Below are 22,977 nucleotides of genomic sequence, written 5' to 3'. Positions count from 1 at the left end.
GATGCCCCCCAGCACACATTTTTAATAATTTAGGAACCATTATAGCTCAAAGAATTCATTTTGTCATCCAAAATTTCAAAATAAATTAATATTCTTTCACTTCCGATTATTTTAATAGCTAATTTAATGTAAGCATCTGGAAAAATGAAATTAAAAAAACCAGGCTAAAGTTTTCTAGCCCAGTTTTATAGAGGAAACTACTGTTTTACACTTTCAGCTGTATTTTCAAGTTTCTCCGCAGCGGTTTCTACCTTTTCAATCGATTCCTCTGCTTGTTTTTTCTTTTCGTCCAATTTGTTTTGTGTTGACCTTGCAAGATCTTTTGTCTTATTCGTAACAGTTTTAGTTAGCTGAGCTGTTTGATCTACAGCTTTTCTTCTTAAATCTGATCCTTTTTCCAACGCCTTACCTTTAAAGCCGCTTCCCTTTTCCTGTACAATTGTCTTCCAGTTGTTTGCGCGGTCTTTCGCTTGCATTGCGCCTTGATTAAGATTTTCTCTTAATTCTTTTCCTGATTTTGGTGCAAATGCGAGTGCAACACTAGCACCTATGATCCCACCTATTAAAGTTCCAATAATAAAGTCTTTACTATTAATATTATCCTCCATATTATCCCTCCCAGTCTTATTTTTAAGTTTTTTTACTTCTTTTTCCACAAATTCAGTACTGCCGTTCCCCATTTTACTGCCTGTGTAGCTTTGTCTTGATTTTTGGAAGCTGCCTTCGTTATATTGTCAGATATCTGACTTAAAGATTCGTTAAAATCTTTAACAGTTTGTCCAAGATCTTTCGCGCCATCAAAAACTCCATCTAATTTAGATGATTTATAATTGATGTCATCCGCTAATTTGTTTGTTTTATTTAATAAATTCGTTGTTTCCGCAGTTATACCTTCCATCTGCTTCTCAATACCTTCTAAGGTACCAGTAACATTATTCATCGTACGTTGCGATGCTTTAAGTGTCTTTACTAAGTATACTACCAGTACAGCAAAAGCAACGGCAAAAATTAATGCAGCAATGTATAACATAATTATCATCGTATGATCCACTCCTTCGATCCTATAGTAATGTTGATAGTGAGACTGTGTTATTTGATAGTACACGTTCAGTATTGCGTCGTTTTAATCATAATTACCCTAAAAGGCATTGGATAAACATTTCTTACATATCACTTTATATACAAACCGTAAGATTTCAAACAACTGATGCTACCAAACAAATCTAGTTATTCTTCTAATCTTCTATTTTCTACAAATATGTAAAAAAACCTTTTTTATTTTAAATAATACGAGGAAACTTTTTGAGGAAGCAAAAAAGAATCTGTATCATACCATATGAACTGTAAACTTTTAAAAGCATTTCATGTTCTTATTTATACAGACTCCTTTGAATTAAGTATTTTTTATTTGATTAATCGTTTTATTTACTAATTTTCCCTCATACGTTTGTTGAAACTTTTGTATATCTCCGGCTCCCATAAATATCAATACACTATCCTCATAAGTTTGCAATATATCAATTTGTGAGAGCTGTAAAACAGTACTATTTGGAAGCAACTTTTGTAAGTCGTTAATCGTAAGTGTTCCATTATCTTCCCTGGCCGATCCAAAAATATCACATAAATAGACGGCGTCTGCTAAGCTTAAACTATCGGCAAACTCTTGTAAGAATGTTTTTGTTCTCGTAAATGTATGTGGTTGAAAAATAGCTACAATATTTTTGTCTGTATATTTTTTTCTTGCTGATTCAATTGTTGCAGTAATTTCTTTTGGATGATGTGCATAATCATCAATCAAAATCTGATTCCCTACTTTTTTCTCCGTAAAACGACGTTTCACCCCTTGGAATGTGCTTAATGCTTTTATATTTTTCGCTTCAATACCTTCGTATTGACAAATCGCAATAACAGAAAGGGCGTTTAAAATGTTATGATTCCCATGCATAGGAATTGTAAATGTTTCGTAATACGTATTACGGACAAAAACATCAAACGTTGTTCCATCTTCGGTTTCCGTTACATTTTGAGCTTGAAAATCGTTTGTTGAGGAAAAGCCATAATAAACAACCGGAACTTTTGCTTGTATTTGTTGGAGCTGTTCATCGTCCCCGCAAGCAATAATCCCCTTTTTGACTCGATCAGCCATCGATTGGAAAGCATCAAACACATCATCAATACTTGTAAAATAATCTGGATGGTCAAAATCAATATTTGTCATAATTGCATAATCTGGTTCATATTGTAAGAAATGTCGTCTGTATTCACAGGCTTCAAAAACAAAATATTTGCTATCTACATGTCCCTTCCCTGTACCATCACCAATTAAATAGGAAATTGGCAATGTTTCATTTAGCACATGTGCCAATAGCCCCGTTGTAGATGTTTTTCCATGAGCCCCTGTAACAGCAATACTAATATATTGTTTCAACCATTCTCCTAAAAATTCGTGGTATTTATAAAAGGTAACACCTAGTCTCTTCGCTTCCATAATTTCAATGTGATCTTCTGAAAAAGCATTACCAGCTATAACGATGTCATTTTGTTTAATATTTTTTTTTGAAAAAGGTAGTATAGGAATGTCTTTTTGTTCTAATGCTTCTTGAGTAAAAAAACGCTTTTCTACATCAGATCCTTGTACTGTTTCTCCGGAATCATGAAGAATATGTGCAAGTGCACTCATTCCAGTCCCCTTTATACCAATAAAATGGTAAGTTGTCATAAAAAGAACCTCCAAGTGTATGTGTGAAAAATCTCACTAATATCCAATTAATAATTTTACAACTATCTAGTAATTATAGCAAACCATTGTAAGGAGTAAAATAGAAAATTCTTTTTTCATTATTTTATTTATCCTGCTTCGTATACGCAACTTTCTCAAGCCTTGGGTTGGGCCGATATCTTCGTCCTTCTTTAGCAGCAGGAGTCCCATTTAACAATACATTGTCCCCAGTAAAGCCAATATTTATTTTTAATAAGCTGCCACCTACCCCGTACATATCTACTGGTACACCTAACTTTTCAAAACGGTTAATGCGATCTTCTGTAAATCCACCGCTAACCATGATTTGAACATGCGTAAACCCTTCTTCATCTAAAGCTTTTCGAAGCGCAAAAACAAGCTCCGGATTCACACCTCTTGGATCAAACGTCCCCATTAAGTGGTGATTTCTAAGAAAATATTTATCAACCAGTGTTCTTGATGTGTCAATGCGTACTGCATTTAAATCATTCCCAAAAGCACGAGCTACTCTTAGTGAATCTGTAATCACGTCATTATTATAATCTACAAGAGATACAAGTTCATCTTCTGGATACATTTCATAATAAGCTTTAGAAGCTGCAACAACATCACCGCGAAACATTTGAATCATGGCATGTGGCATCGTTCCCATTCCTTTTTTACCCCACCATTCATTCATTGCGTGTGTTGCTTGGGCTGTGGAACCACCAATAAAAGCAGCATATCCATCACCAGCTTGTTGAGTGAAGTGATCATCACGATCCCCCATAAAAATAACAGGTTTTTGTTTCCCGGAAGATCTAGCCGCTTTTACCACATTATATACATTTGTAGCTACAGATGTTCTTCTTGCCAATATCCCGTCTATTATTCCTTCCAAAAAACCAAATTGCTGATATGCGCCGGATATCGTCAGTACAGATTCATACGGACCGATTTTGTCGCCGTCTTTCAATGAATGAATTTCTAGTTTCTCGGGATCTTCTGCAAATGTATGTATTAGGGCAATAGCCTCATCTGTTCCACATAAAACAGCATTTCCTTTTTGAAAAAATTGCATGGTAACGTGATTTTTAGGAAGTTTCTTTTCTGCTATTTCCTTTGTTTTTAAAAAGTAAACAGCAGAAAACCACCCTTCTTTAATTCGTTTATCAAATTTGAATGTTTTATTGGTTAGACGCTTTATTTTCCCCTCTAATTTTTTTTCGATCTCTTTCATAAGATTTTCTCCTTAAACTAATTTCATTTATCTCTTATCTTATATAAATAGTTAGAACCGCACAAGCTTAAAAAAGACCTCTTGTCGTTAATATCACTGATGCTGCTGATCTAATTGTGCTCTTGATACTAAAATATCTCTTGGTTTACTGCCATTTTGCTGAGAAATGATACCTCTATTTTCTAATGTGTCAATTAAGCGTGCTGCACGATTATAGCCTATTTTAAAACGCCTTTGTAACATTGAAGTACTTGCACTGCCTTGATCTAGAACAAACTCAATCACGTCTTGCAGTAATTCATCCTCTTCTTCGTCAATGGTCATTTTCTCTAATAATTGATCTTGTTCAAATAAATAATTCGGCTCTGCAATTGATCGGGCATGATTTGTTACTCTTTCTATTTCCTCATCGGAGACAAATGCGCCTTGCAATCGTATGCTTTTCCCAGCTCCGTTTTCAATGAATAACATATCACCTTTCCCTAATAATTTTTCTGCTCCAGCATTATCAATAATTGTTCTAGAATCTACTTGAGAGGATACACTAAAAGCAATTCTTGTTGGTATATTGGCTTTAATTAGACCAGTAATAACATCTACAGACGGTCTTTGCGTTGCCACTAGTAGATGTATACCGCAAGCACGGGCTTTTTGTGAAATACGGCATATAGCATCTTCAACATCTTGTGGGGAAACCATCATCAAATCAGCTAATTCATCAATTACAATAACAATAAACGGCATTTTCTCGGAAGAACGTTTCTGCTGCTCCATTGTTTGATTAAATCGCGTAATATCCCGTACCCCTTCATGAACGAATTTTTCATATCTTTCTTCCATTTCACTTACTGCCCATTTTAAAGCAGCAGTTGCCGCTTTCACATCCGTAACAACAGGAGATACTAAATGTGGTATACCATTATATGGGGCAAGCTCAACCATTTTCGGATCGATTAATAAAAACTTAACATCTTGATAATTCGCTTTATATAAAAGACTTATTAGTATTGTATTAATACACACACTTTTGCCCGATCCCGTTGCTCCAGCTATAAGCCCATGAGGCATCTTAGAAATATTAGTGATCTTTGGCTGGCCTTCAATACTCAACCCCAATGCAACGGTTAAAGGGGATTCGCTCTGTTTAAAAGAATCTGTATCAAAAATTTCCTGCAGTCCCACTAACTGTGGTTTTGGATTCGGTATTTCAATTCCTATTGTATTTTTACCAGGAATAGGTGCCTCTATCCTAATATCTTTCGCGGCCATATTCAATTTTAAATCATCGCTTAAATTCTTTACTTTACTTACTTTCACACCTAATTCGGGCTGTACTTCAAATCTAGTAACTGACGGTCCTTGCGTTGCATTAACTACTTTTGCACGTACATTAAAATGTTTTAACGTTTCTTCAAGTAATTCCTGTTGATGACTTACCCACGCACGGTCACTATTGCTCTTTTGCTCTGGATCATTTAGTAAGTGATTGGGAAAAGGGTTGTTCTTCTTTTTGGATATGACATTTTCTTTCTTTTTTACAGATTGTGTTTGACGATTTTTATCCATTAGTTTTTTCTTATCTAACGGAGTCATAATGACATTAAACGGTATTTGATTAGATTTCTTCTTCTCCCTCTCTTTTTTGTTTTTGAATGAGGGATATGGATGTTTACTTTCAACTGGCTTTTCCTTTTTATTATAACGAATAGGCGTATCTTGCTCTCTTTCTGGTTCTTGATTTATTCTTTCATTTACGTATTTTTTCTCATCTGTACTCTTTTCTATTGGCTCTGCATGTGTATGTTCAGGTTCAAAGTGCTGTGTTTCATGCCCTTCATCAGGCTTTGAGCGAGGATTATTACGAATTCGATCTGTTTGCTGGTATGTTGGTTGACTTTTAAAATGATCAGCATTTTCGTTTTTATTTCTAATAAATGTTGGAGTTGTATTAACATCTTTTGAGTCTCGTTTTTGATAGCCATATATTGGTGATGGTACTTGGCTCGGTGTAAATGGTGTTTTATTTTCTTTTTCTACCTTTTTCTGTCTCGGTTTTTGCTGTTGGTATGTTTGCTTGTTTGATAACCGATTCACTTTGTAATTTTGTTCCGTACTTTTGCTTTCTCGTCGTTTATATGCTGGTTTTTCCATTTCATTTTCAGAGTCATCAGGAATAACTGGAAAACGAAACGGTTTTTTATTTGGATATTGATACATTACTTTTGGTTGAATATGAGGATGAATCGTGTGTTCGTTCCTTTTGTTGTAAGATTGACTCTTTTTATTCCCCTCTATTTCTTCTACTACTTTTCCCTCTTCTTCTACTTCAGTTAGAAACAAGTTTTTAATTTTTTCCTTCCATTGTTCCCACATATCGTTCACTCATTTCTATAAAAATTGATCTATGATATATTTTACCAGTTTTACTTCGTATTTGTAGATTAAATTAATCAGAACATGACAGAGTAAAATTGTCTGACAATCAAAAAGCAACCCTTGTCTAGCCAGACTCAGGTTGCTCATAAATTAGAATTCAAATCGTTCCCCGATTTCATACATATCGTCAAGTATATAAATACCTTTTTCCGAAGGGGCATTTGGTAAATCTAATTCTTTTTGTGAGCATATCATACCATTCGAAGATACCCCTCTTAATTCTGTCGGTTTAATCTTTAATCCACTAGGCAACGTTGCTCCTACTTTTGCAACAACAACTTTTTGATCTTGATCAATATTTGGGGCACCGCATACAATCTGTAATTTTTCATTGCCAACGTCTACTTGGCAAACACTTAGCTTATCCGCATTTTCGTGCTTGGTTTTACTTATTACATAACCAACAACAAATTTTGGTGTCAAATCAAAGTCAAGTGAATCGTTTAAATGATTTTGATCAAATAATGTTTGTAGTTGTTCTAACATGCCCTCGGTCATTTCCAGCCTGCCTTCACCGTTGAGATCAAAATATTTTGAAGCATGAAAAATATTATAACCTGCTATTTCCCCATTTCCACCCAAGATTTTAGTAATATCTCCATAATTTGCATGCTTTATATTATATCGATCGACTTTTCGTATTGGAATGATTAGAACATCCCCTATACCCTTAGAATTATAAAATACATCCATAAACAATCATCCTATTCTAATTCTTTTTTGGTCGGTTTTTCGCAAGAATAAAGATTGGCTCAAGTGCCTTATCCTCATAAATGAAAGGAAGTGATGTAATTGGAATACGTCCTTCTGCAAAAAATTTCATAGTCATTTGTGCTAATATATCATACCCAGTTTTATTCATAATGTCAGCTACAATCAGTACATCTTGATGAGGTACAGCGACAGCAAGTTCACCTTTACTATTTGCCTTCATTTCTTCTAGAAATGCCTCATTTAATATCCGACTGGCATCATAGCCATCCTGTGTTGCTATGAAATGAAAGTCGTTATTTGCTACACGATCTGTTTTATAATCATTAGCTAAGGACCGTAAGTTAAAAGTTGCAATTTCATCAATACGCTCTTTCGTCCATTGCTCGTTTTTAAGCATATTTTCGTCAATTAAACGATATGATTTCCCAAGATCAAGCGCATAATAGATACGTGTTTCCGCAGTGTGGTCGTTCGTGACAAGTTTTATCCCACTTTTTGTTTCAGAGGCGAATGAAGTCGCTCGAATAACAGGAAAAATTTGTTTTTCCATCCCTGATAAATGATGCTCTTCATTCATAATTCTAAGTGCTTCAATTATATGATCCTCCAGTTCATCGATCGCCTCTTCTCCCCGTTCATTGTACTTTGCAATAATATTGGGTAACTTAATTTTAATACCCTTTTTGGACTCTTTCCACTCTATGCGAAAAGTATCTTTATCGCGATTGTAAGACATTCGATAATCTGGCTTGAAAGCCTGTTCTCTAGTATTTTCTTCATTTTTATACTGGTCATTTTCATTTTATACCCTCCTAGCTGAGGCTGATTTCTATACAGGTAATGTTTCTATAAATTCAACAATTTCTTCTTTACTTTTTCGTTCTTTACTCACAAAACGACCTATTTCTCTTCCTTTACGAAAAGCAATAAAACTCGGTATTCCAAACACATCATATTGCTGGCATAGATCTATAAATGAATCCCTATCAATCATAACAAAATGATAATCAGAAAATGCTTCCTCTATCTCTGGCAAAATCGGCTCAATCACTCGACAGTCCGGGCACCAATCTGCGGTAAATAGAGCGATGATATTGTCACTATTTATTAAATCAGTAAATTCTTCACTTGTTTTCAACGTTTTCAAATACGTAACCTCCATTTCTCTTAATATCATATCTATGATTACGTTGTGTTGCAATTATCCAGATTATTTTTGAACATAATTTTTTAGGCTGACACTCCCTCTATAGATATTAATACGGTGCTCTTTACATAAAATAGAATCTATTATATGTTTAAATAGGCAGAATATTTGGCAACATGATAAAATGTTGCTAAACAACTTTTATAGTGGAGGGACCTTTATGGAATTAACCGTTTATTTGGCGGGACAAATTCATGATGATTGGCGTAATGAATTTGAGGAGAAGGCAAGAAAAAAGAAACTCCCGCTCAATTTTGTAGCACCTCAGACAAATCATGATTTATCAGATGATATAGGAGACAATATTTTAGGGGAACAGCCTGGTAAAATGTATAGAGATGATGCTGCTTCTAGTATTAATAATTTACGAACTCAAGTTTTAATGCAAAAATCAGATATCGTGATTGCATTATTTGGCGAAAAATATAAGCAATGGAACACAGCTATGGATGCAAGTGCAGCTATTACAATGAATAAGCCAACCATTCTCATACGTCCAGAGTCATTGATACATCCGTTAAAGGAGCTGTCTAACAAAGCTAATGTGACAGTTGAAAACATAGACCAAGCACTCGATGTACTAAATTATATTTTCGAATAAGAAAGCAGCGAACTAATGTCGCTGCTTTATTTATTTATCCAATATTCCCACTGCCCGCGCAATAGTTTTACAACATGAACAAACATATTTCTCCTTGAAATGGAATCATTTGTAAATATCCCAATAGCACCCTCGTTCTCTCTTACCTCCTCTTTACGTGTGTACTGATCCATAATATCACCAAGTTCACTCCCTGCTTTTAGTTGCTCAGCGATATCAATTGGTAACACAATTCGAGCTCCGCTAGCTGTATATATATTCTCATCTTCCGTAACAAGCGCTCCCCAATTACATAAATACAATTGATCTTTAATGTACATAACTCCCCCTTCAAGGCCAATACCGATTGCACCAGGTGTGGATTCTGCACATTGTAAAGCACGATTAATAGCACCTTCTCTTGTCTCCTCATCCGAAAACGGTTGTGAGGAAACGCGTGAAGGAGCATTTAGCGTATCAACTTGATATGTATCAAATACATCTTGAACTGCTTTCCATTTAGTTGGATTCTTTGATCCGATAATTATTCTCATAAACACGCCTCGCCAAATTTTTTTATTTCTTTTTTACTATTGTCCTATTATTCTATTCCTTAGTGAAGGTTCTTAATTTGTTGTAATGTGTTCGAATCAGTAGTTTCAACAAGTTTAATTAATAATTCTTTTGCTGCCTGATAGTCATCTACATGAATCATCGATGCGGCAGTGTGAATATAGCGTGAGCAAATACCAATTACTGCAGACGGAACTCCATTATTAGATAAATGCACTCGACCTGCATCAGTACCGCCTTGTGAAATGAAATATTGATATGGAATATGGTTGGATTCAGCTGTATCTAGAATAAACTCTCTTATGCCCCGATGTGTAATCATTGTACGATCAAAAATTCGCAGCAACGCCCCTTTCCCCAGTTGTCCAAATTCTTTTTTATCACCTGACATATCATTGGCAGGAGAAGCATCGAGCGCATAAAAAATATCTGGGTTAATCATGTTTGATGCTACCTGTGCACCACGCAAACCTACTTCTTCTTGGACAGTAGCACCGGAATATAATTGATTTGGAACTGTTTTATTTTGCAATTCTTTTAACAGTTCTATGGAAAGTCCACAACCATATCGATTATCCCATGCTTTGGCAAGTATTTTTTTATCATTTGCCATCGGCGTAAATGGACATATCGGTACGATGGACTGTCCAGGTTTTACACCGATCTTCTGCGCATCTCTTCGATTATCGGCTCCAATATCGATTAACATATTTTTTATTTCCATTGGTTTTTTACGTTGTGCATCTGTTAAGTTATGTGGCGGAATAGATCCAATCACTCCTGTAATCGGTCCGTTATCAGTCATAATTTGAACACGTTGGGCTAATAAGACTTGACTCCACCATCCACCTAACGTTTGAAAACGAATCATTCCCTCTTCCGTAATTTGGCTGACCATAAAGCCTACTTCATCCATGTGACCGGCGACCATTACTTTCGGCCCTTCTCCCTTTTTTACACCGAAAACACCGCCAAGATTATCTTGAATAATTTCATCTGCATATTTCTCTAATTCCGATTTCATAAAATTACGCACAAGATGCTCATTACCAGGTGCACCTTGTAATTCAGTCAATGTTTTAAACAATTGTAGCGTACTTTGATTCATTAGTTTCCCTACCTTTATATAATTTCTTTATATAGTATAACGGAAACCGTTTCCTTTTTTCCACTACACACTTTTATAATGAAAGATTTTCTTTTTTTGCTTTTTAAGTTATACTTAAAGTTAAGTCGTATACTAGATTGTACATATTCTAGCTATATTCGATTGAGGCATACTCGATGTAAAAATTAAGTTAGAGGTGAAATTATTATGAGTAAAAGAAATATTTTATTTGTCGCTGGCCTAGGATTTGCTGCAGGTTTTATAGCACATCAGCAAATGAATCATTATCAAAAAGTAACTCCTGAAAAGGCTTTAAAACAAGCTAAAGAAGCCTTTAAGAAAGCTGGCCCAATTAGTGGATCGTGGATTTATATGAAACCAGAAGAAATTGAAAAAAATGGGCTTATGTATAATGCATATCGTGGTGGTGTCACTCGTAATATTGATGGCGAAAACAAGCAGTTTGAATTTTATGTAGATGTAGAAACAGGCGCAATTATTGATTCTATCCCAACGGCATCATAAAAATGAATCTACGCAACATATACAAGAAAGAAAATAGCTGCTCAATCTAATAATAGCAGCTATTTTTATTTATACGTATATCTTACTCGCCTTAATTCATTCATTTTTTTTCCAGTTTCGTCAAATTGAATTGCTCGATAATAGGCATCATGATAAAATGTGTACCATGCTTGTTTCTGATAACCAAACTCCATCCACTTTTCCTTTTGATGCACAGAGGTAACTGGATAATCATCATAAGCGAGTGCCCATAATTTATTTTGATGTGCATGTGTTGGCATAATATCGGCCATATGGATAAATGTCTCCTCACCGTCTTCAAATATAATAATGGAATGACCGTCGCTATGCCCCCCTGTATGAATCATTTTTAAGCCATCAAGCAGTTCTAATTCCTTATTAAATGTTTTAACTTGATCTTGAATTGGTTCCCAGTTCATCTTCCAGTAAGTATTTACAGATCTAATATTCGGGTTCCTCATCTCATACCATTCTATTTCTGATGTATATATTGGGATATCTTTAAAAACAGAATGATATGTATTATCAACTTTCTTTGTTAGCCCACATGCATGATCAAAATGCAAGTGCGTCATTAAAACACCGTCAATATCGGTTATACTTAGCCCTAATTCTTTAAGGGAATGTTCGATAGATGATTCTTCCATAACACCAAAGTTTCGCAATTGTTTGCTTGTTAATTTATCATTCCCGATGCCAGAATCGATGATAAAATTTTTCTCGTCAATTTGTAGTAAAATAGGATCCGTTCTTAATTCTACCTGATTCTTTTCATTTTGCGGATATTTTTTACTCCATAGTGGTTTGGGTACAACCCCAAACATCGCTCCTCCATCAAGGAAATTAACACCCCCACTTAACCACGTTAATTCAGCTCGTCCTACTTGAAGTGTCTCCATTTGTTTGATCTCTCCTTTTCTCCCTCTTCTAACAGTTTAGCTTAATCAAATAAACTCTGCAAACGCTATCATTTAAAGTTCTAATTATATTAAAATTAATGAAAAAGACCAGCTATAAAAAGTCAAGAGAAGAATGAAAAAGTATTTAGCTATTCTTGAAAAGTGGTGATATTTAAAATTAGGCATGTCAAATAAGCTTTCCAACTATGTATTTTTAAATTGGAAAGAGGGTTATTATTCAAGAGTTGGTCTTGGTTCGTAAGGTTTGTTATCCCTAAGTATTGCGAAAATAATATGCGTTAACTTGCGTGCAACGGCCCCAACTGCTGTACCATGAGCCTTACCACGTTGACGTAACTTTTGATAATGGAGTGAAAGTGCCGGATCATGATTACTAGCGACAAAAGCAGCTTGCCACAATGCACGCCTTAAATAAGGTGAACCACGTTTGGATAGCCGTGTTCGATTGCTGTTAAAGTCACCAGATTGATGAACTGAAGCATCCAAACCAGCGAAGGCAACGAGTTGTTCAGGGCGCTCAAATCGGCTAATAGACCCAATTTCTCCTAATATGACACACGCTGTGACTTCGCTTATACCGGTAATGGTTGTAAGAAAATGCGTCTGGCGATTAGAGATTTCAATCATGGTCTGCTCAATTGTTTTTAAGTGCTCTTCAATAAGCTTGATTTGTTCTAATAGAAGTTTAATTTGTAACTTGAACACATCTGAACCAACGGTGATGCCAAAAGAATTTAAAGCACCTTTTTGAATTTGTTTGGCTTTTGTAAATCAGTTCGCTATATTCCCGGAGTAAGTCATCTTGATTTATTGTGTAATAATCCATTTTTTTGATCATTAAGGTTGCACTTTCTTTTGACAGGTAATATACTGTTAATTAATCAAAAAAAATTGATATATTAATCGGAGGTAAAGAATGGAACTTATAAAAAATGTAAATGGATTAAATGAAGACGCAGCACTCGATTTTTATGAAAAGATGTTCAATGCCTTAGCGGATAAAATTCGCCTTAAAATTATGAATGAAATCGGTAAAAGTCCAAATATGAATTTATGTGTCTGTGATTTGGAAGAAAAATTAGAATTACAACAGTCCAAGCTTTCTTATCACCTGAAGAAATTAGTTGATGCCAATATACTTATACCTGAAAAACATGGCACTTGGAATTACTACCGAATTAATGAAGAACAAATACAGGTTGTTTTATCTGAAGATACTTGTTGTAAGATTTTTTAACAGGTATCTGCTATGCTTATTAAATCAAAAAAAACTGATTAATTCATCAAAAAAAGTTGATTAATTATGGGGGAAGAAGTTATACTAATGGCAGATTCCATTATAGAATTTATAAAAACATTTCTTATGCTATCTGCTGAATTGCTCGCTTTATTTATTGTCGTTAGTTTCATTGTGAGCTTCATTCAACAGGTTGTATCAGAGGAAAAAATTAAACGATTCTTAAACCGGCCAAACAAAGCTGTGAATTATATACTAGGAACATTCTTTGGTGCCGTTACACCGTTTTGTTCCTGTTCAACTATACCTATCCTTGCCGGATTATTAAATTCAAAAGTACCATTTGGTCCATCGATGAGTTTTTTAATAGCTTCACCATTAATGAACCCGGTTATGATTTTCATGCTTTGGGCACTCTTGGGCTGGAAGATTGCACTTGTATATTTTATCGTACTAAGTATTTTCAGTATTTTAGCAGGGCTTGTATTTTCAAGACTTAATTTTGCAGAAACCTATAAAGGTGTAACGGTTAAAGGAGATAGCTTCTTCAGTAATAATCAAGGGTCTAAAATGAAGCAAGCTCTGAATGATGCATGGGCATTTCTTTATCCAATGCTTCCCTACTTATTTATAGGGGTATTTATTGGAGCATTTATTTACGGATTTATCCCGGCGGATTTCATTACAAAACACGCTAGTGGTGATGGTATATTTTCAGTTATGATTGCTTCTGTTATCGGGATTCCCATGTATATTCGCCCTGAAACGATGTTACCTATTGCGGAAGCACTGGTCTCAAAAGGTATGTCAATGGGAACTGTTATTGCATTAGTTATCGGTGGTGCAGGTGCAAGTATTCCGGAAGTCGTTATGTTATCCAAATTGTTTAAAAAGAAATTTTTGGTGGCATTCATTGCAACTATTCTAATTGTAGCTACAGGAACTGGTCTTCTGATTAATTCAATATTTTAAAGGTATGGTGATATTTAAATGAGTACGGAATCTTCAGTAATCAACCGTTATAGTAGTGCCGCAATTAACCATGAACAAAATCTTTGTTGTCCAGTTGAAAACGATACCAAATATCTAAAGATAATTCCTGATGAAATTATAGAAAAGGACTATGGTTGCGGTGATCCTTTAGGAAAAATCAAAGAGGGAGATACTGTTTTAGATTTAGGTTCGGGCGGTGGCAAAGTTCCTTATATAGTTTCACAAATCGTTGGTCAGACTGGAACGGTCATTGGCGTGGATATGAATGAAAATATGCTTGCTCTTGCTAAAAAGTATTAACAAGAAATAATAGATACTTTAGGTTATGATAACGTTACGTTTTATAAAGGTGAAATCCAAAATTTAAAACTAAATTTAGATGAATTGAACAAATATATAGAAGCCAACCCAGCAACTAATATACACGATTTTAATGCTATTAATGATCATATCAATTACTTAGAAGAAAAACTTCCAATGATTGAAGATAACAGTATCGATGTAGTCATTTCGAATTGTGTGTTAAATCTTGTTTCAACGAAGGAAAAAGAACAATTATTTATTGAAATATATCGGGTTTTAAAAGATGGTGGCAAAGCTGTTATATCTGATATTTCATCTAACATCGTTGTTCCAGAAGAAATGAGAAATGATGAAAACCTTTGGAGTGGACGTAAGGGGAAAGATGGTCCTTGCATTGATAAAGGGCAATCCGTTATATACAAAGGGCCTTTTAAACACATTGAAGATGACGACGATCATACGTATCAAAGGGGTGAAAGGACTTTTGTATGTGAAAAAACATTTAACATTTTACAACAAGAACCTTATGCTCAACTCTTTGAGTTTTTAGATGAGAATGATCGTCAAGTTGATAGCAATGATGAGTGTTGTACACCAACATGTAATTGCTAAATTATTTAAAGGAGGTGTTAAAATGGAAAAAAACAGCTTTAAAAAAGCAATTTCTAAATTAAAACCTAAGCAACAAGAATGTTGCTCTGTTCAAATTGAAGAGAACAAGCAAGAATCTAATTCAAAGAAAGAACAAAATAATAATAACTGCTGTTAATTGCATACGGATTAAGAATTTCTTTGCATGAACGCACTATTTCATTAGGGAGCATAATTTTTATGTTTCCTTTTTTAACTATAGGGTGTCTTTAATGTCCGGATGTGTCGGGTGATAACTTTTTAATTATTCTGAAATATACTTTTTCGAGGAGTTGGGCAAAAACCCCCACTCTCGATCTTCTTGACCTCATGACACTGATGTTGGTGGCGTGAGGTCAAGAAGTTTTCGCAGCGATAGCGAAGAAAAAGAGAGCTGGAAATGGGCGCCGGTGTATTTATATCGGTTTAATGTATAAAAGTGGTAAATTAAAGGCTTTTTAAAGCAATTTTAAAGCAATTTATCGTTTTATTTCCTCTAAAAATCGTTTAACTGCCTGCTTTTGTTTCGTCTTCATACACGTCTGCTGAGTTGTCCTGCAAGTACCAAAGAAAGTTCTCCAATTCCTTTACATCAATTGTTGTTTTCATGATGGATCGCCCCTTTTACTTTGCACTTTTTAATACTTTTACTTCAGCCTGTGTGTCTAATAATCCTTCTGATAACACGGAAACTTTAGCGTCTAGCTTTTCTATTTTTTAGTTAATCTTTCTTCTGTTTGTTCAATTTTTCCCGAAAGATTTTGTACTTGCTCAGTTAATTCTGTAATTGCTTGTAAAATATCGTTATTGCTGACCTCTTTGCTCATATTTTCGCCACTCCCATTTTGTTTTATTTAACAATACCATGACTTTCCCTGGCATTAGAAACTAATTCCCGAAGAAAAGCTGATCGGTTATCTTTTGCATGTTCATCAAGCCATTCCCATTCTCTTCCGATAGCGTCAAAGATACTTTTTTTGTGACCCCGATTGCTGGCCGACCAACCTTGATATTTTCTATCTGTTGCATGTAATTGTTTAATGATCGTTTTTGTGATGCTATAAGACTTTTTAGCTCTGGGGGTATGGGTGCTAGCCCCCATATAGCGTATTGTTTTTTGCCAAAGAACTAATTACTGGAGAAAAGCCCCTATATATTGTATATGAACATATTTTTAGTTTAACAGAGGAAATAGGAAAAAGATCCAATAAAAAAAGAAACCAATTACGGTTTCTTTTGTTAATTTGATAAAACTTAATCTTGTGCACCACTGTCAAAAAAAGCGGCTCTGCATCGATAGATCGCCTGTCTTTTTGCAGCGAATTTTTCTTCATATTCTGTCATTATATTTTGTGAATCGTTTATTTCATGAAGATTTAAATTGACTTCTTCTAGAGTCATACCAAATTGAGAAAAACTTACTAAGGAATATTCAAATAAACCTTGGTTATCCGTCTTTAAAACCACTTCACTACCCGGTTTTAAAATCACTTTATATTGCTCTAAGAAGGTATGATACGTTAGTCTTCTCTTTTCATGCCGATTTTTTGGCCAAGGGTCAGAAAAATTTAAATAAATTCCTGAAATCTCATTGGCAGAAAAAAAGCTACTAACATCCATTGCATTTTCATTTAGCAAAAGAACATTTTTTAGGTTGGCTTCTTGCATTTTTTGAGCTGCTACTACGATGACACTCTTTTCCAGCTCAATACCAATAAAATTTATATTAGGATATTGCTTAGCCATACCTACTAAAAACTGACCTTTTCCAGTACCAATCTCAAGGTGAATGGGGTTTTGATTATTAAATAAAGTACGCCATTTACTGATATAATCACTTGCATTTGGTATGATCAGATGGCTATTATTTTTTATATAATCATTTGCCCACGGTTTATATCGTTGACGCATAAGAAATTCCCTCTCTTTGCCTAATAAATATTGTATAGATTAATAAAAATGCTGCATACTAGAATAGAGGTGATGAGGATGACTTTATCTGTAAATAATCAATTAACGCTGCTTCACGATATATTAGATGAGCACCATTTGAATCGTTCAGCCAGTATTGCTGAACATCAGCAATTAAAACGGCTCGTTCAAGCTATCATGGATAATAACCATATATCTGATGAACAATTATTGCAATACCTCCAAGAAATATATCATTATGGGCAACAAGGAGAAAATGCTTCAAGTCAAACGGATCATATTTCATCAAATAAAAATAATATCGTAAATTGGATTAGTGCCATTCAGCAAACTAATTTAAAATAACGCGATCCACATAATCATTAAGATATTGTAAGTCATGCAAACGTTCCATAACTTTAATTGATTCGTGACGCTCATAATGCCAATTTAAATAATGCAGCGAATCTAATATTAAATACCAATACATACGTTCAATCAGTTGTTTGTCTTTTTTTACACCATATTGGTTTAACCATTTATTCCAATCTTTTTTTGGGATATACCATTTTAAAACCATACCAAAATCAGTAATTGGATCAGCAATCATTGCATTATCCCAATCAACTAGGTAAAGACGATTGTCTTTGGTCCAAATTAAATTATTGTGATTTAAATCGCCATGACACACAACTTTCTTCTGTGCTTTTGTTACAGGAAGTAAACGTTCTAAATAATGAAGTGCAACTTTCACTTCCTTATACATCGGTATTAGACAATTAGCGTGAAGACGTTGTGTGATTATTTTAAAACTATCTTCCGATGATACAGGTTTCTTCCCTAAACGCATAAGCATATGCAATAATTCAGAAGAATGGTGAATTTTTCGTAATAAATCAGCTACTTGGAGGTGTTGCATATCCTTCGATTCGAGCTTTTTTCCCTCTAACCATTCTTGCGCTGTAATAACGTCACCATTTTCCATTCGTTTTGTCCAAACTAGCTTCGGAACAATTCCTTCTGCAGATAATACCGCTAAAAATGGTGAAGAATTACGTTTAAGAAAAAGACGCTGATTATCTTTTTCTGCAACATAAGCATCGCCAGTCAATCCCCCTGCTGGCAATATATCCCATTCTTTACCAAGTACTTGTTTAAACCAGTTCACCAAGCATTCCCCATATCTGTCTAAATTTGAAGTGCAACTTCCTATTTTATATTTTTTTTAAAAAAATACAACTAGGACCACAAATCATTCATTTGTAATCCTTTCATTATTCATTGTACAGATTTTCATATCCTCATCCCACTCCGCACGTTTGACAGAATTAGTTTGGCAATATTTTAATAACACTTCTGCTGCTTTCAACTGACGATTTTTTAATGGTGATACAAGACTTCTTTTTTTTTGAAACCAATCCTCATATTCATCTATTCCAATAATTTTCGTGTTATATGGATGACTTGCATCTATTATACGATTTGTCCTGGAAAGGACTATTTTTGTAATCGGAAAACTAATTTCACTTTTGCTTAAAATACTTTTTATTATTCGTTCTGTGCGCTTTAATGTAATTAATGGGCTTAATATTTTAACAGGACTATCTTCAGGATTTATAATCCACGTTCTTTCATTACTAGCTGCAATAGATGCTTGTGATTCGTGCTCTAACACATAAATGACATCGATCCCTATTGGGCTTATAAAAATAATATCTCCATCTATAGGTACTTTTTTAATGTTAAATACAGTGTCGTACATGATGAAATATGTATCCGGAAAACGTTGAAGAAAATACATTAATAACTTATCGTTATAATATCTCTTTGCCAAAGCAGATAATTCTGTAACCGTAGAAGATGCCCATTTTAATTGAAAGGGAAACAGCTTAGTTAGAAAATATCGTTTGAGGTCCTTTTCCGAAGTAGGTAAGATTATCTCTTCTTTTTTTTGCTCAAATTCATGTACTTTCCGATTAGTGAACCAAGACATCCATTTAGACAATGTTGACTCCACATCTTCATGAACATCGAGCGCCTCCTCCATATCGTTTGAGTGTGCATCAATCCATTGCTGATGAAGTTTTCTCCAGTTGTCCTGTTTTAATCGAATATATCTGCTGGGGTATCGATAGATATTCCGTTCATAACGGGAAATATAATCCCTTAATTTAATTAGTTGAGCTATCTTCTTCACCCCCATCTAATTGGAACCTTTGAACAATTTTATATTTAGGTGTGTCCTTTGGAAAAATTTGATAAATTACAATCTCATTAATCTTGAACAATTGTTGGTTCTTATAATGGCTTTCGGCTCGTATTATTTGCATTAATTCCCGCGCTGATTGACCATTCCACTTTTTAGCAAGTGTAATATGCGGCCGGTAATCCCGAAATTCGCTAGAAAAACCTGCATTTAGCGCACATGCTTCAACTTGTTGATGCAGCTTCGTCAAAGGATCCGTTAAATTAACGCCAGCCCATAGTACCCGTGGTTTTACAGGATTTCCAAATACTCCAATGGATCCACCAGCATACGTTTTAAATTGTTTAAAGGTCTCTATTTGCTTTAGCTCTTTTTGTAAACGAGACAACTGTTCATCTTTTACAGGCCCTAAAAATTTTAGTGTTATATGCAAGTCATACTTATTTGGCCAGTGCTTAAAAGGTGCTGTTTTATATAGCTCCTCCTGCCAAGTTGAAAAATAATCTTTTAACGATAATGAAAGCGGTATTGCTATAAAATAATGAGTTGCCACTAATATCCCTCATTTTTTAAGTGATAGACAATAATATAATTCAGCATGATTCAATTCTCGAAATGCCCCAACAGCTAATGACGTATCCAAGGAAAGTTCTCCCATTTCCATCCGCTGTAAATAAATAACTTTTTTATTTACAGATTCAAACATGCGCTTTACTTGATGATATTTTCCTTCTGTAATGATAATTTCTACTTCTGATATATGACCCGATTTAATGATGTCTAACTTCGCGGGCTTTGTATGATACCCATCATCCAATGTAACGCCGCTGAGAAAATTTTCGACATCTGTATGTGTTACTCTTCCCTTTATTTTTGCATAATATTTTTTTTCAATATCTTTCTTCGGTGAAGTAAGTTGATGTGCTAACTCTCCATCATTTGTAAGCAGTAAAAGCCCTTCTGTATCTTTATCTAACCTTCCTACTGGAAAAGGTTTAAAATGCCTAAGATGATCTGGCAAAAGATCAATCACCGTTTTGTCTTTTTTATCTTCGGTTGCTGAAATATATCCTGGTGGTTTATTCATCATGATATACGTATATTTTTGATAATGAATGACAGAATTATTCACTTTGACTAAATCAACATTGGGATCAACATGTATACTTCCATCCTTTGTGATTGAATGATTCACTGTGACTTGTTTCTTCTTTAATAAACTCTTTACCTCTTTTCTGCTCCCAACGCCCATATTTGCGAGTAACTTATCAAGGCGCATACTACCACCACCTTTTATTTTCATTTACGAAATACACGGTCTAATATCCGTACACGATCTCCTAATACCCGTTCTAATAATGTTGATTTGTACCCTAAGAATAAGTAAACCAATCCACCAATACTAACTCCGGCAGTGAGTACAATAATAGCTGAAATCCGATTTTCTTCATAAGGTAAATAGATTCCCAGTAAAGCTTTTATACCCCAAATAACCAAAAGCATAATAAGAGAAAAAATTGCTATTAAAAGAGTAAGTTTATAGGTTTGTTTATATGAAAAATTAATGGACACATAGACACGCCACAAATTAAGTGTTACCGCTGTTCCTACTGCTAAAGCTGTTCCAAAAATTGCCCCTTTCGCACCAAATGTATGGATAAGTTGTATATTAAATAATATCTTAATTAATAAACCAGCTGATAAACTAACCACTGCAAACTTTTGCTGATTAATCCCCTGTAATATTGCAGCTGAAACTGTAAACAAGGCAAATAATAATGCTACAGGTGCATACCAAGCTAACAGAGGACCTGTTATTTGAATATGATTCAAACCAAATAATGATCCATAAGCAACTTCAGATAGACTTGCTAAGCCAACCACTGCCGGAATAACAAGCACTAAAATAATCTGTAATGCCTGATTAATTTGCTGAATTAGCAGTGGCCGGTCGTTTTGTGTAAATGTTCTAGTTAAAGCGGGAATAATAGCTAATGATAACCCTGTTGCAATTGTAACTGGTATAATTACTAATTTATGTCCATAAAAGTTAATTGCCGCATATGGTACTTCCCATATATCCCCTTGGTTAATTGCGGCCATTGCTCTTTCAAAGGTAAATTGGTCCACTAATTGGTACAATGGGGTTGCTAATCCCACGATAACAAATGGACCGGCATAGTAAAAAAGTTCAATAAATAAATCCTTTGTAGTTATATCATTAACATAATTTTGCTGCTCTAATTGTTTTTTTATATTTCCTTTACGTTTTTTCCAATACACCAGTAGGACAGCACAAGATGCCAAAGCTCCTACAAAAGCGGCAAATGTAGCAAATCCAACTGCTGTAGCGATCGTTCCGCCATATACTTTTATAACTAAAAACGTTGCTACAAGAAGAAAAGCAATCCGTACTATTTGTTCAACAACCTGGGATACTGCTGTTGGTCCCATCGATTGATACCCTTGGAAAAAACCACGAATAATACTCATTGCAGGTATGATTAGTAAGGCAAAGCTAACCATACGAATAACCATTGTAACGTCTGCAACGGATATACCATTCTCATATTCATTTGTAATCATCTTTCCTGCCAAAAATTCGGCACTAAAAAACAAACCGAGAAATGCTAATAACCCAGTTATACTCATGAGCGCTATTCCAGCTCTAAACATTTTCATTCCCGTTTCATAATCGCCTAAGGAGTTATACTTCGACACAAATTTCGAAACTGCTAAAGGTACACCCACTGTGGAAATACTAATTAAAATATTGTATGGAGTGTACGCAAAATTAAACAATGTTCCTCCTGTATCTCCAACTAGTGCATTAAATGGAATAACATAGATCATTCCTAAAATTTTTGATAAAAACGTGGCTCCTGTGAGCAACATCGTTCCTCTAATAATATTCGACATGATTTCACCTGCGTTTAAAATTATATTACCATCTTCGCTATTTTATCACATAATAACAGTTTACGGATAACGGTTCTATTACAATACTTAATAATGGAACAGGATTTAAATAAATGTCAAAAAGATTTCAAAAAAATTGAGCCGTTTTTTCTATCATGTTAAGATACGAAAGAAAGGAATGAGGGATAAATTGTTATACGATGTTATTATTATTGGTGGAGGTCCTTCGGGATTAATGGCTGCTATAGCAGCTGCAGAAAACGGGGCAAACACATTGTTATTAGAAAAAGGGAAAAAGTTGGGAACCAAATTAGCAATATCAGGTGGTGGCCGCTGTAATGTGACAAACAGGCTTCCACAAAATGAAGTGATTAAAAATATACCGGGAAATGGAAAATTTTTATACAGTGCTTTTTCCGAATTTAATAACTATGATATTATAGACTTTTTTGAGAATATGGGTGTTGAATTAAAAGAAGAAGACCACGGGCGAATGTTTCCAGTATCGAACTCCGCAAAGACAGTTGTTAACACATTAATAAATAAACTTCACGAGCTCAATGTTGACGTACGGATGAATACACCTGTTAAAGCGATTCATTATGGGAATGATATACATACAGTTATTTTAAAAAGTCAGGAACACATAAACGCAAAAGCGATTGTAATTGCTGTTGGCGGAAAAGCAGTACCCCATACAGGCTCAACTGGAGATGGCTATGCTTGGGCAAAAAA

Annotated in this window: 27 protein-coding genes and 1 pseudogene; 9 read left to right on the top strand and 19 right to left on the bottom strand. The window is 34.7% G+C overall.

The genetic code is table 11. The features are described from left to right. Window positions 1–197 precede the first annotated feature (197 nt). The 8 genes and pseudogenes from GZ63_RS0114660 to GZ63_RS0114625 form a co-directional block, all read right to left on the bottom strand. A complete protein-coding gene (locus GZ63_RS0114660; protein WP_029270842.1) occupies window positions 198–608 on the bottom strand; it encodes a YtxH domain-containing protein in 411 nt (136 codons plus the stop codon). A 32-nt stretch (window positions 609–640) separates the two neighbouring features. Then, the gene (locus tag GZ63_RS0114655; RefSeq protein WP_029270840.1) at window positions 641–1,039 is read right to left on the bottom strand and encodes a DUF948 domain-containing protein; all 399 of its coding nucleotides are present in this window, start codon (window positions 1,037–1,039) and stop codon (window positions 641–643) included. A gap of 354 nt (window positions 1,040–1,393) precedes the next feature. Next, complete coding sequence (gene murC / locus GZ63_RS0114650) at window positions 1,394–2,719, bottom strand: UDP-N-acetylmuramate--L-alanine ligase (RefSeq protein ID WP_029270838.1); 1,326 nt, start codon at window positions 2,717–2,719, stop codon at window positions 1,394–1,396. Between the two features lie 124 nt (window positions 2,720–2,843). Next, window positions 2,844–3,959 carry a nicotinate phosphoribosyltransferase gene (locus GZ63_RS0114645; RefSeq protein ID WP_029270836.1) on the bottom strand — a complete coding sequence of 372 codons (1,116 nt, stop codon included), beginning with the start codon at window positions 3,957–3,959 and terminating at the stop codon, window positions 2,844–2,846. 93 nt (window positions 3,960–4,052) lie between these two features. After that, window positions 4,053–6,332, bottom strand: a complete 2,280-nt coding sequence (locus GZ63_RS0114640) for a DNA translocase FtsK (RefSeq protein WP_029270834.1) — start codon at window positions 6,330–6,332, stop codon at window positions 4,053–4,055. Between the two features lie 153 nt (window positions 6,333–6,485). Beyond that, complete coding sequence (gene ytpR, locus GZ63_RS0114635; RefSeq protein ID WP_029270832.1) at window positions 6,486–7,088, bottom strand: YtpR family tRNA-binding protein; 603 nt, start codon at window positions 7,086–7,088, stop codon at window positions 6,486–6,488. A 16-nt stretch (window positions 7,089–7,104) separates the two neighbouring features. Continuing rightward, window positions 7,105–7,910, bottom strand: a pseudogene (locus GZ63_RS16910) (DUF1444 domain-containing protein). A 28-nt stretch (window positions 7,911–7,938) separates the two neighbouring features. Continuing rightward, window positions 7,939–8,256 (bottom strand): thioredoxin family protein, encoded by a 318-nt coding sequence (locus tag GZ63_RS0114625; RefSeq protein WP_029270830.1) that lies wholly within the window; start codon window positions 8,254–8,256, stop codon window positions 7,939–7,941. Window positions 8,257–8,476: 220 nt separating this feature from the next. Here GZ63_RS0114625 and GZ63_RS0114620 point away from each other — a divergent pair, with 220 nt between their 5' ends. Further along, the gene (locus tag GZ63_RS0114620) at window positions 8,477–8,917 is read left to right on the top strand and encodes a YtoQ family protein (RefSeq protein WP_029270828.1); all 441 of its coding nucleotides are present in this window, start codon (window positions 8,477–8,479) and stop codon (window positions 8,915–8,917) included. A gap of 26 nt (window positions 8,918–8,943) precedes the next feature. Here GZ63_RS0114620 and GZ63_RS0114615 read toward each other — a convergent pair whose 3' ends face one another. Both GZ63_RS0114615 and GZ63_RS0114610 read right to left on the bottom strand, forming a co-directional pair. Next, entirely contained in the window at window positions 8,944–9,450 is a 507-nt protein-coding gene (locus tag GZ63_RS0114615; protein WP_029270826.1) for a DUF84 family protein, read from the bottom strand. Between the two features lie 59 nt (window positions 9,451–9,509). Next, complete coding sequence (locus GZ63_RS0114610; RefSeq protein WP_029270824.1) at window positions 9,510–10,577, bottom strand: M42 family metallopeptidase; 1,068 nt, start codon at window positions 10,575–10,577, stop codon at window positions 9,510–9,512. A 207-nt stretch (window positions 10,578–10,784) separates the two neighbouring features. Here GZ63_RS0114610 and GZ63_RS0114605 point away from each other — a divergent pair, with 207 nt between their 5' ends. Next, the gene (locus tag GZ63_RS0114605) at window positions 10,785–11,102 is read left to right on the top strand and encodes a PepSY domain-containing protein (RefSeq protein ID WP_029270822.1); all 318 of its coding nucleotides are present in this window, start codon (window positions 10,785–10,787) and stop codon (window positions 11,100–11,102) included. Window positions 11,103–11,167: 65 nt separating this feature from the next. On the opposite strand, the gene GZ63_RS0114600 is transcribed toward GZ63_RS0114605, so the two are convergent. Both GZ63_RS0114600 and GZ63_RS0114595 read right to left on the bottom strand, forming a co-directional pair. Further along, on the bottom strand, window positions 11,168–12,022 hold the full coding sequence (locus GZ63_RS0114600) for a YtnP family quorum-quenching lactonase (protein ID WP_029270820.1): 855 nt from the start codon (window positions 12,020–12,022) through the stop codon (window positions 11,168–11,170). Window positions 12,023–12,256: 234 nt separating this feature from the next. Further along, window positions 12,257–12,748, bottom strand: a complete 492-nt coding sequence (locus GZ63_RS0114595; protein WP_226374448.1) for a transposase — start codon at window positions 12,746–12,748, stop codon at window positions 12,257–12,259. 211 nt (window positions 12,749–12,959) lie between these two features. Between GZ63_RS0114595 and GZ63_RS0114590 the strand changes: the two genes are divergently transcribed. The 5 genes from GZ63_RS0114590 to GZ63_RS18630 all read left to right on the top strand — a co-directional run bounded on the left by GZ63_RS0114590 (window position 12,960) and on the right by GZ63_RS18630 (window position 15,345). Next, window positions 12,960–13,280 carry an ArsR/SmtB family transcription factor gene (locus GZ63_RS0114590; RefSeq protein WP_029270816.1) on the top strand — a complete coding sequence of 107 codons (321 nt, stop codon included), beginning with the start codon at window positions 12,960–12,962 and terminating at the stop codon, window positions 13,278–13,280. Window positions 13,281–13,367: 87 nt separating this feature from the next. After that, the gene (locus tag GZ63_RS0114585; protein WP_029270814.1) at window positions 13,368–14,252 is read left to right on the top strand and encodes a permease; all 885 of its coding nucleotides are present in this window, start codon (window positions 13,368–13,370) and stop codon (window positions 14,250–14,252) included. An 18-nt stretch (window positions 14,253–14,270) separates the two neighbouring features. Next, the gene (locus tag GZ63_RS18505; protein WP_226374447.1) at window positions 14,271–14,573 is read left to right on the top strand and encodes a methyltransferase domain-containing protein; all 303 of its coding nucleotides are present in this window, start codon (window positions 14,271–14,273) and stop codon (window positions 14,571–14,573) included. Window positions 14,574–14,657: 84 nt separating this feature from the next. Continuing rightward, window positions 14,658–15,188, top strand: coding sequence for a methyltransferase domain-containing protein (locus tag GZ63_RS18500; protein ID WP_226374445.1), 531 nt, complete (start codon window positions 14,658–14,660; stop codon window positions 15,186–15,188). A 22-nt stretch (window positions 15,189–15,210) separates the two neighbouring features. Next, window positions 15,211–15,345: a hypothetical protein gene (locus tag GZ63_RS18630; RefSeq protein WP_264175936.1), complete on the top strand. Its 135-nt coding sequence runs from the start codon at window positions 15,211–15,213 to the stop codon at window positions 15,343–15,345. A 711-nt stretch (window positions 15,346–16,056) separates the two neighbouring features. On the opposite strand, the gene GZ63_RS0114560 is transcribed toward GZ63_RS18630, so the two are convergent. Both GZ63_RS0114560 and trmB read right to left on the bottom strand, forming a co-directional pair. Next, window positions 16,057–16,308: a hypothetical protein gene (locus GZ63_RS0114560; RefSeq protein ID WP_029270812.1), complete on the bottom strand. Its 252-nt coding sequence runs from the start codon at window positions 16,306–16,308 to the stop codon at window positions 16,057–16,059. Window positions 16,309–16,460: 152 nt separating this feature from the next. Further along, window positions 16,461–17,117, bottom strand: coding sequence for a tRNA (guanosine(46)-N7)-methyltransferase TrmB (gene trmB / locus GZ63_RS0114550; RefSeq protein ID WP_029270810.1), 657 nt, complete (start codon window positions 17,115–17,117; stop codon window positions 16,461–16,463). A gap of 78 nt (window positions 17,118–17,195) precedes the next feature. Here trmB and GZ63_RS0114545 point away from each other — a divergent pair, with 78 nt between their 5' ends. Further along, entirely contained in the window at window positions 17,196–17,483 is a 288-nt protein-coding gene (locus tag GZ63_RS0114545; RefSeq protein WP_029270808.1) for a YtzH-like family protein, read from the top strand. Here the strand turns inward: GZ63_RS0114545 and GZ63_RS0114540 are convergent. The 5 genes from GZ63_RS0114540 to GZ63_RS0114520 form a co-directional block, all read right to left on the bottom strand. Further along, window positions 17,470–18,288: a phosphotransferase family protein gene (locus GZ63_RS0114540; protein ID WP_029270806.1), complete on the bottom strand. Its 819-nt coding sequence runs from the start codon at window positions 18,286–18,288 to the stop codon at window positions 17,470–17,472. The genes GZ63_RS0114545 and GZ63_RS0114540 overlap by 14 nt on opposite strands. Before the next feature lie 81 nt (window positions 18,289–18,369). After that, a complete protein-coding gene (locus tag GZ63_RS0114535) occupies window positions 18,370–19,320 on the bottom strand; it encodes an NERD domain-containing protein (RefSeq protein WP_029270804.1) in 951 nt (316 codons plus the stop codon). Then, window positions 19,289–19,876, bottom strand: coding sequence for an RNA 2',3'-cyclic phosphodiesterase (thpR, locus tag GZ63_RS0114530; RefSeq protein WP_226374443.1), 588 nt, complete (start codon window positions 19,874–19,876; stop codon window positions 19,289–19,291). Before thpR ends, GZ63_RS0114535 begins: the two co-directional genes overlap by 32 nt. A 9-nt stretch (window positions 19,877–19,885) precedes the next feature. Continuing rightward, window positions 19,886–20,602, bottom strand: coding sequence for a pseudouridine synthase (locus tag GZ63_RS0114525; RefSeq protein ID WP_029270799.1), 717 nt, complete (start codon window positions 20,600–20,602; stop codon window positions 19,886–19,888). Window positions 20,603–20,622: 20 nt separating this feature from the next. After that, window positions 20,623–22,242, bottom strand: a complete 1,620-nt coding sequence (locus GZ63_RS0114520; protein WP_029270797.1) for a putative polysaccharide biosynthesis protein — start codon at window positions 22,240–22,242, stop codon at window positions 20,623–20,625. Between the two features lie 190 nt (window positions 22,243–22,432). On the opposite strand from GZ63_RS0114520, the gene GZ63_RS0114515 reads away from it, so the two are divergent. Continuing rightward, window positions 22,433–22,977 (top strand): aminoacetone oxidase family FAD-binding enzyme (locus GZ63_RS0114515; protein ID WP_029270795.1); only part of this gene is annotated, 545 nt, incomplete at its 3' end.

Origin of the sequence: Virgibacillus alimentarius (assembly GCF_000709085.1) — a bacterium.
Classification (GTDB): domain Bacteria; phylum Bacillota; class Bacilli; order Bacillales; family Amphibacillaceae; genus Virgibacillus_B; species Virgibacillus_B alimentarius.
Note: the sequence above shows the minus strand (reverse complement) of the source record. Positions and strands in the feature narration are given on the sequence as shown.

Excerpts from the sequence above, each read along its gene's own strand:
- GZ63_RS0114640 (WP_029270834.1), bottom strand. The coding sequence starts at position 6,332 with ATGTGGGAACAATGGAAGGAAAAAATTAAAAACTTGTTTCTAACTGAA.
- GZ63_RS0114525 (WP_029270799.1), bottom strand. The coding sequence starts at position 20,602 with ATGCGCCTTGATAAGTTACTCGCAAATATGGGCGTTGGGAGCAGAAAA.
- GZ63_RS0114610 (WP_029270824.1), bottom strand. The coding sequence starts at position 10,577 with ATGAATCAAAGTACGCTACAATTGTTTAAAACATTGACTGAATTACAA.
- GZ63_RS18505 (WP_226374447.1), top strand. The coding sequence starts at position 14,271 with ATGAGTACGGAATCTTCAGTAATCAACCGTTATAGTAGTGCCGCAATT.
- GZ63_RS0114560 (WP_029270812.1), bottom strand. The coding sequence starts at position 16,308 with ATGGGGGCTAGCACCCATACCCCCAGAGCTAAAAAGTCTTATAGCATC.
- GZ63_RS0114615 (WP_029270826.1), bottom strand. The coding sequence starts at position 9,450 with ATGAGAATAATTATCGGATCAAAGAATCCAACTAAATGGAAAGCAGTT.
- GZ63_RS18630 (WP_264175936.1), top strand. The coding sequence starts at position 15,211 with ATGGAAAAAAACAGCTTTAAAAAAGCAATTTCTAAATTAAAACCTAAG.
- GZ63_RS0114535 (WP_029270804.1), bottom strand. The coding sequence starts at position 19,320 with ATGGGGGTGAAGAAGATAGCTCAACTAATTAAATTAAGGGATTATATT.
- GZ63_RS0114660 (WP_029270842.1), bottom strand. The coding sequence starts at position 608 with ATGGAGGATAATATTAATAGTAAAGACTTTATTATTGGAACTTTAATA.
- GZ63_RS0114655 (WP_029270840.1), bottom strand. The coding sequence starts at position 1,039 with ATGATAATTATGTTATACATTGCTGCATTAATTTTTGCCGTTGCTTTT.
- murC (WP_029270838.1), bottom strand. The coding sequence starts at position 2,719 with ATGACAACTTACCATTTTATTGGTATAAAGGGGACTGGAATGAGTGCA.
- GZ63_RS0114585 (WP_029270814.1), top strand. The coding sequence starts at position 13,368 with ATGGCAGATTCCATTATAGAATTTATAAAAACATTTCTTATGCTATCT.
- ytpR (WP_029270832.1), bottom strand. The coding sequence starts at position 7,088 with ATGGATGTATTTTATAATTCTAAGGGTATAGGGGATGTTCTAATCATT.
- GZ63_RS0114590 (WP_029270816.1), top strand. The coding sequence starts at position 12,960 with ATGGAACTTATAAAAAATGTAAATGGATTAAATGAAGACGCAGCACTC.
- trmB (WP_029270810.1), bottom strand. The coding sequence starts at position 17,117 with ATGCGTCAACGATATAAACCGTGGGCAAATGATTATATAAAAAATAAT.
- GZ63_RS0114600 (WP_029270820.1), bottom strand. The coding sequence starts at position 12,022 with ATGGAGACACTTCAAGTAGGACGAGCTGAATTAACGTGGTTAAGTGGG.
- GZ63_RS0114620 (WP_029270828.1), top strand. The coding sequence starts at position 8,477 with ATGGAATTAACCGTTTATTTGGCGGGACAAATTCATGATGATTGGCGT.
- GZ63_RS0114605 (WP_029270822.1), top strand. The coding sequence starts at position 10,785 with ATGAGTAAAAGAAATATTTTATTTGTCGCTGGCCTAGGATTTGCTGCA.
- GZ63_RS0114545 (WP_029270808.1), top strand. The coding sequence starts at position 17,196 with ATGACTTTATCTGTAAATAATCAATTAACGCTGCTTCACGATATATTA.
- GZ63_RS0114520 (WP_029270797.1), bottom strand. The coding sequence starts at position 22,242 with ATGTCGAATATTATTAGAGGAACGATGTTGCTCACAGGAGCCACGTTT.
- GZ63_RS0114645 (WP_029270836.1), bottom strand. The coding sequence starts at position 3,959 with ATGAAAGAGATCGAAAAAAAATTAGAGGGGAAAATAAAGCGTCTAACC.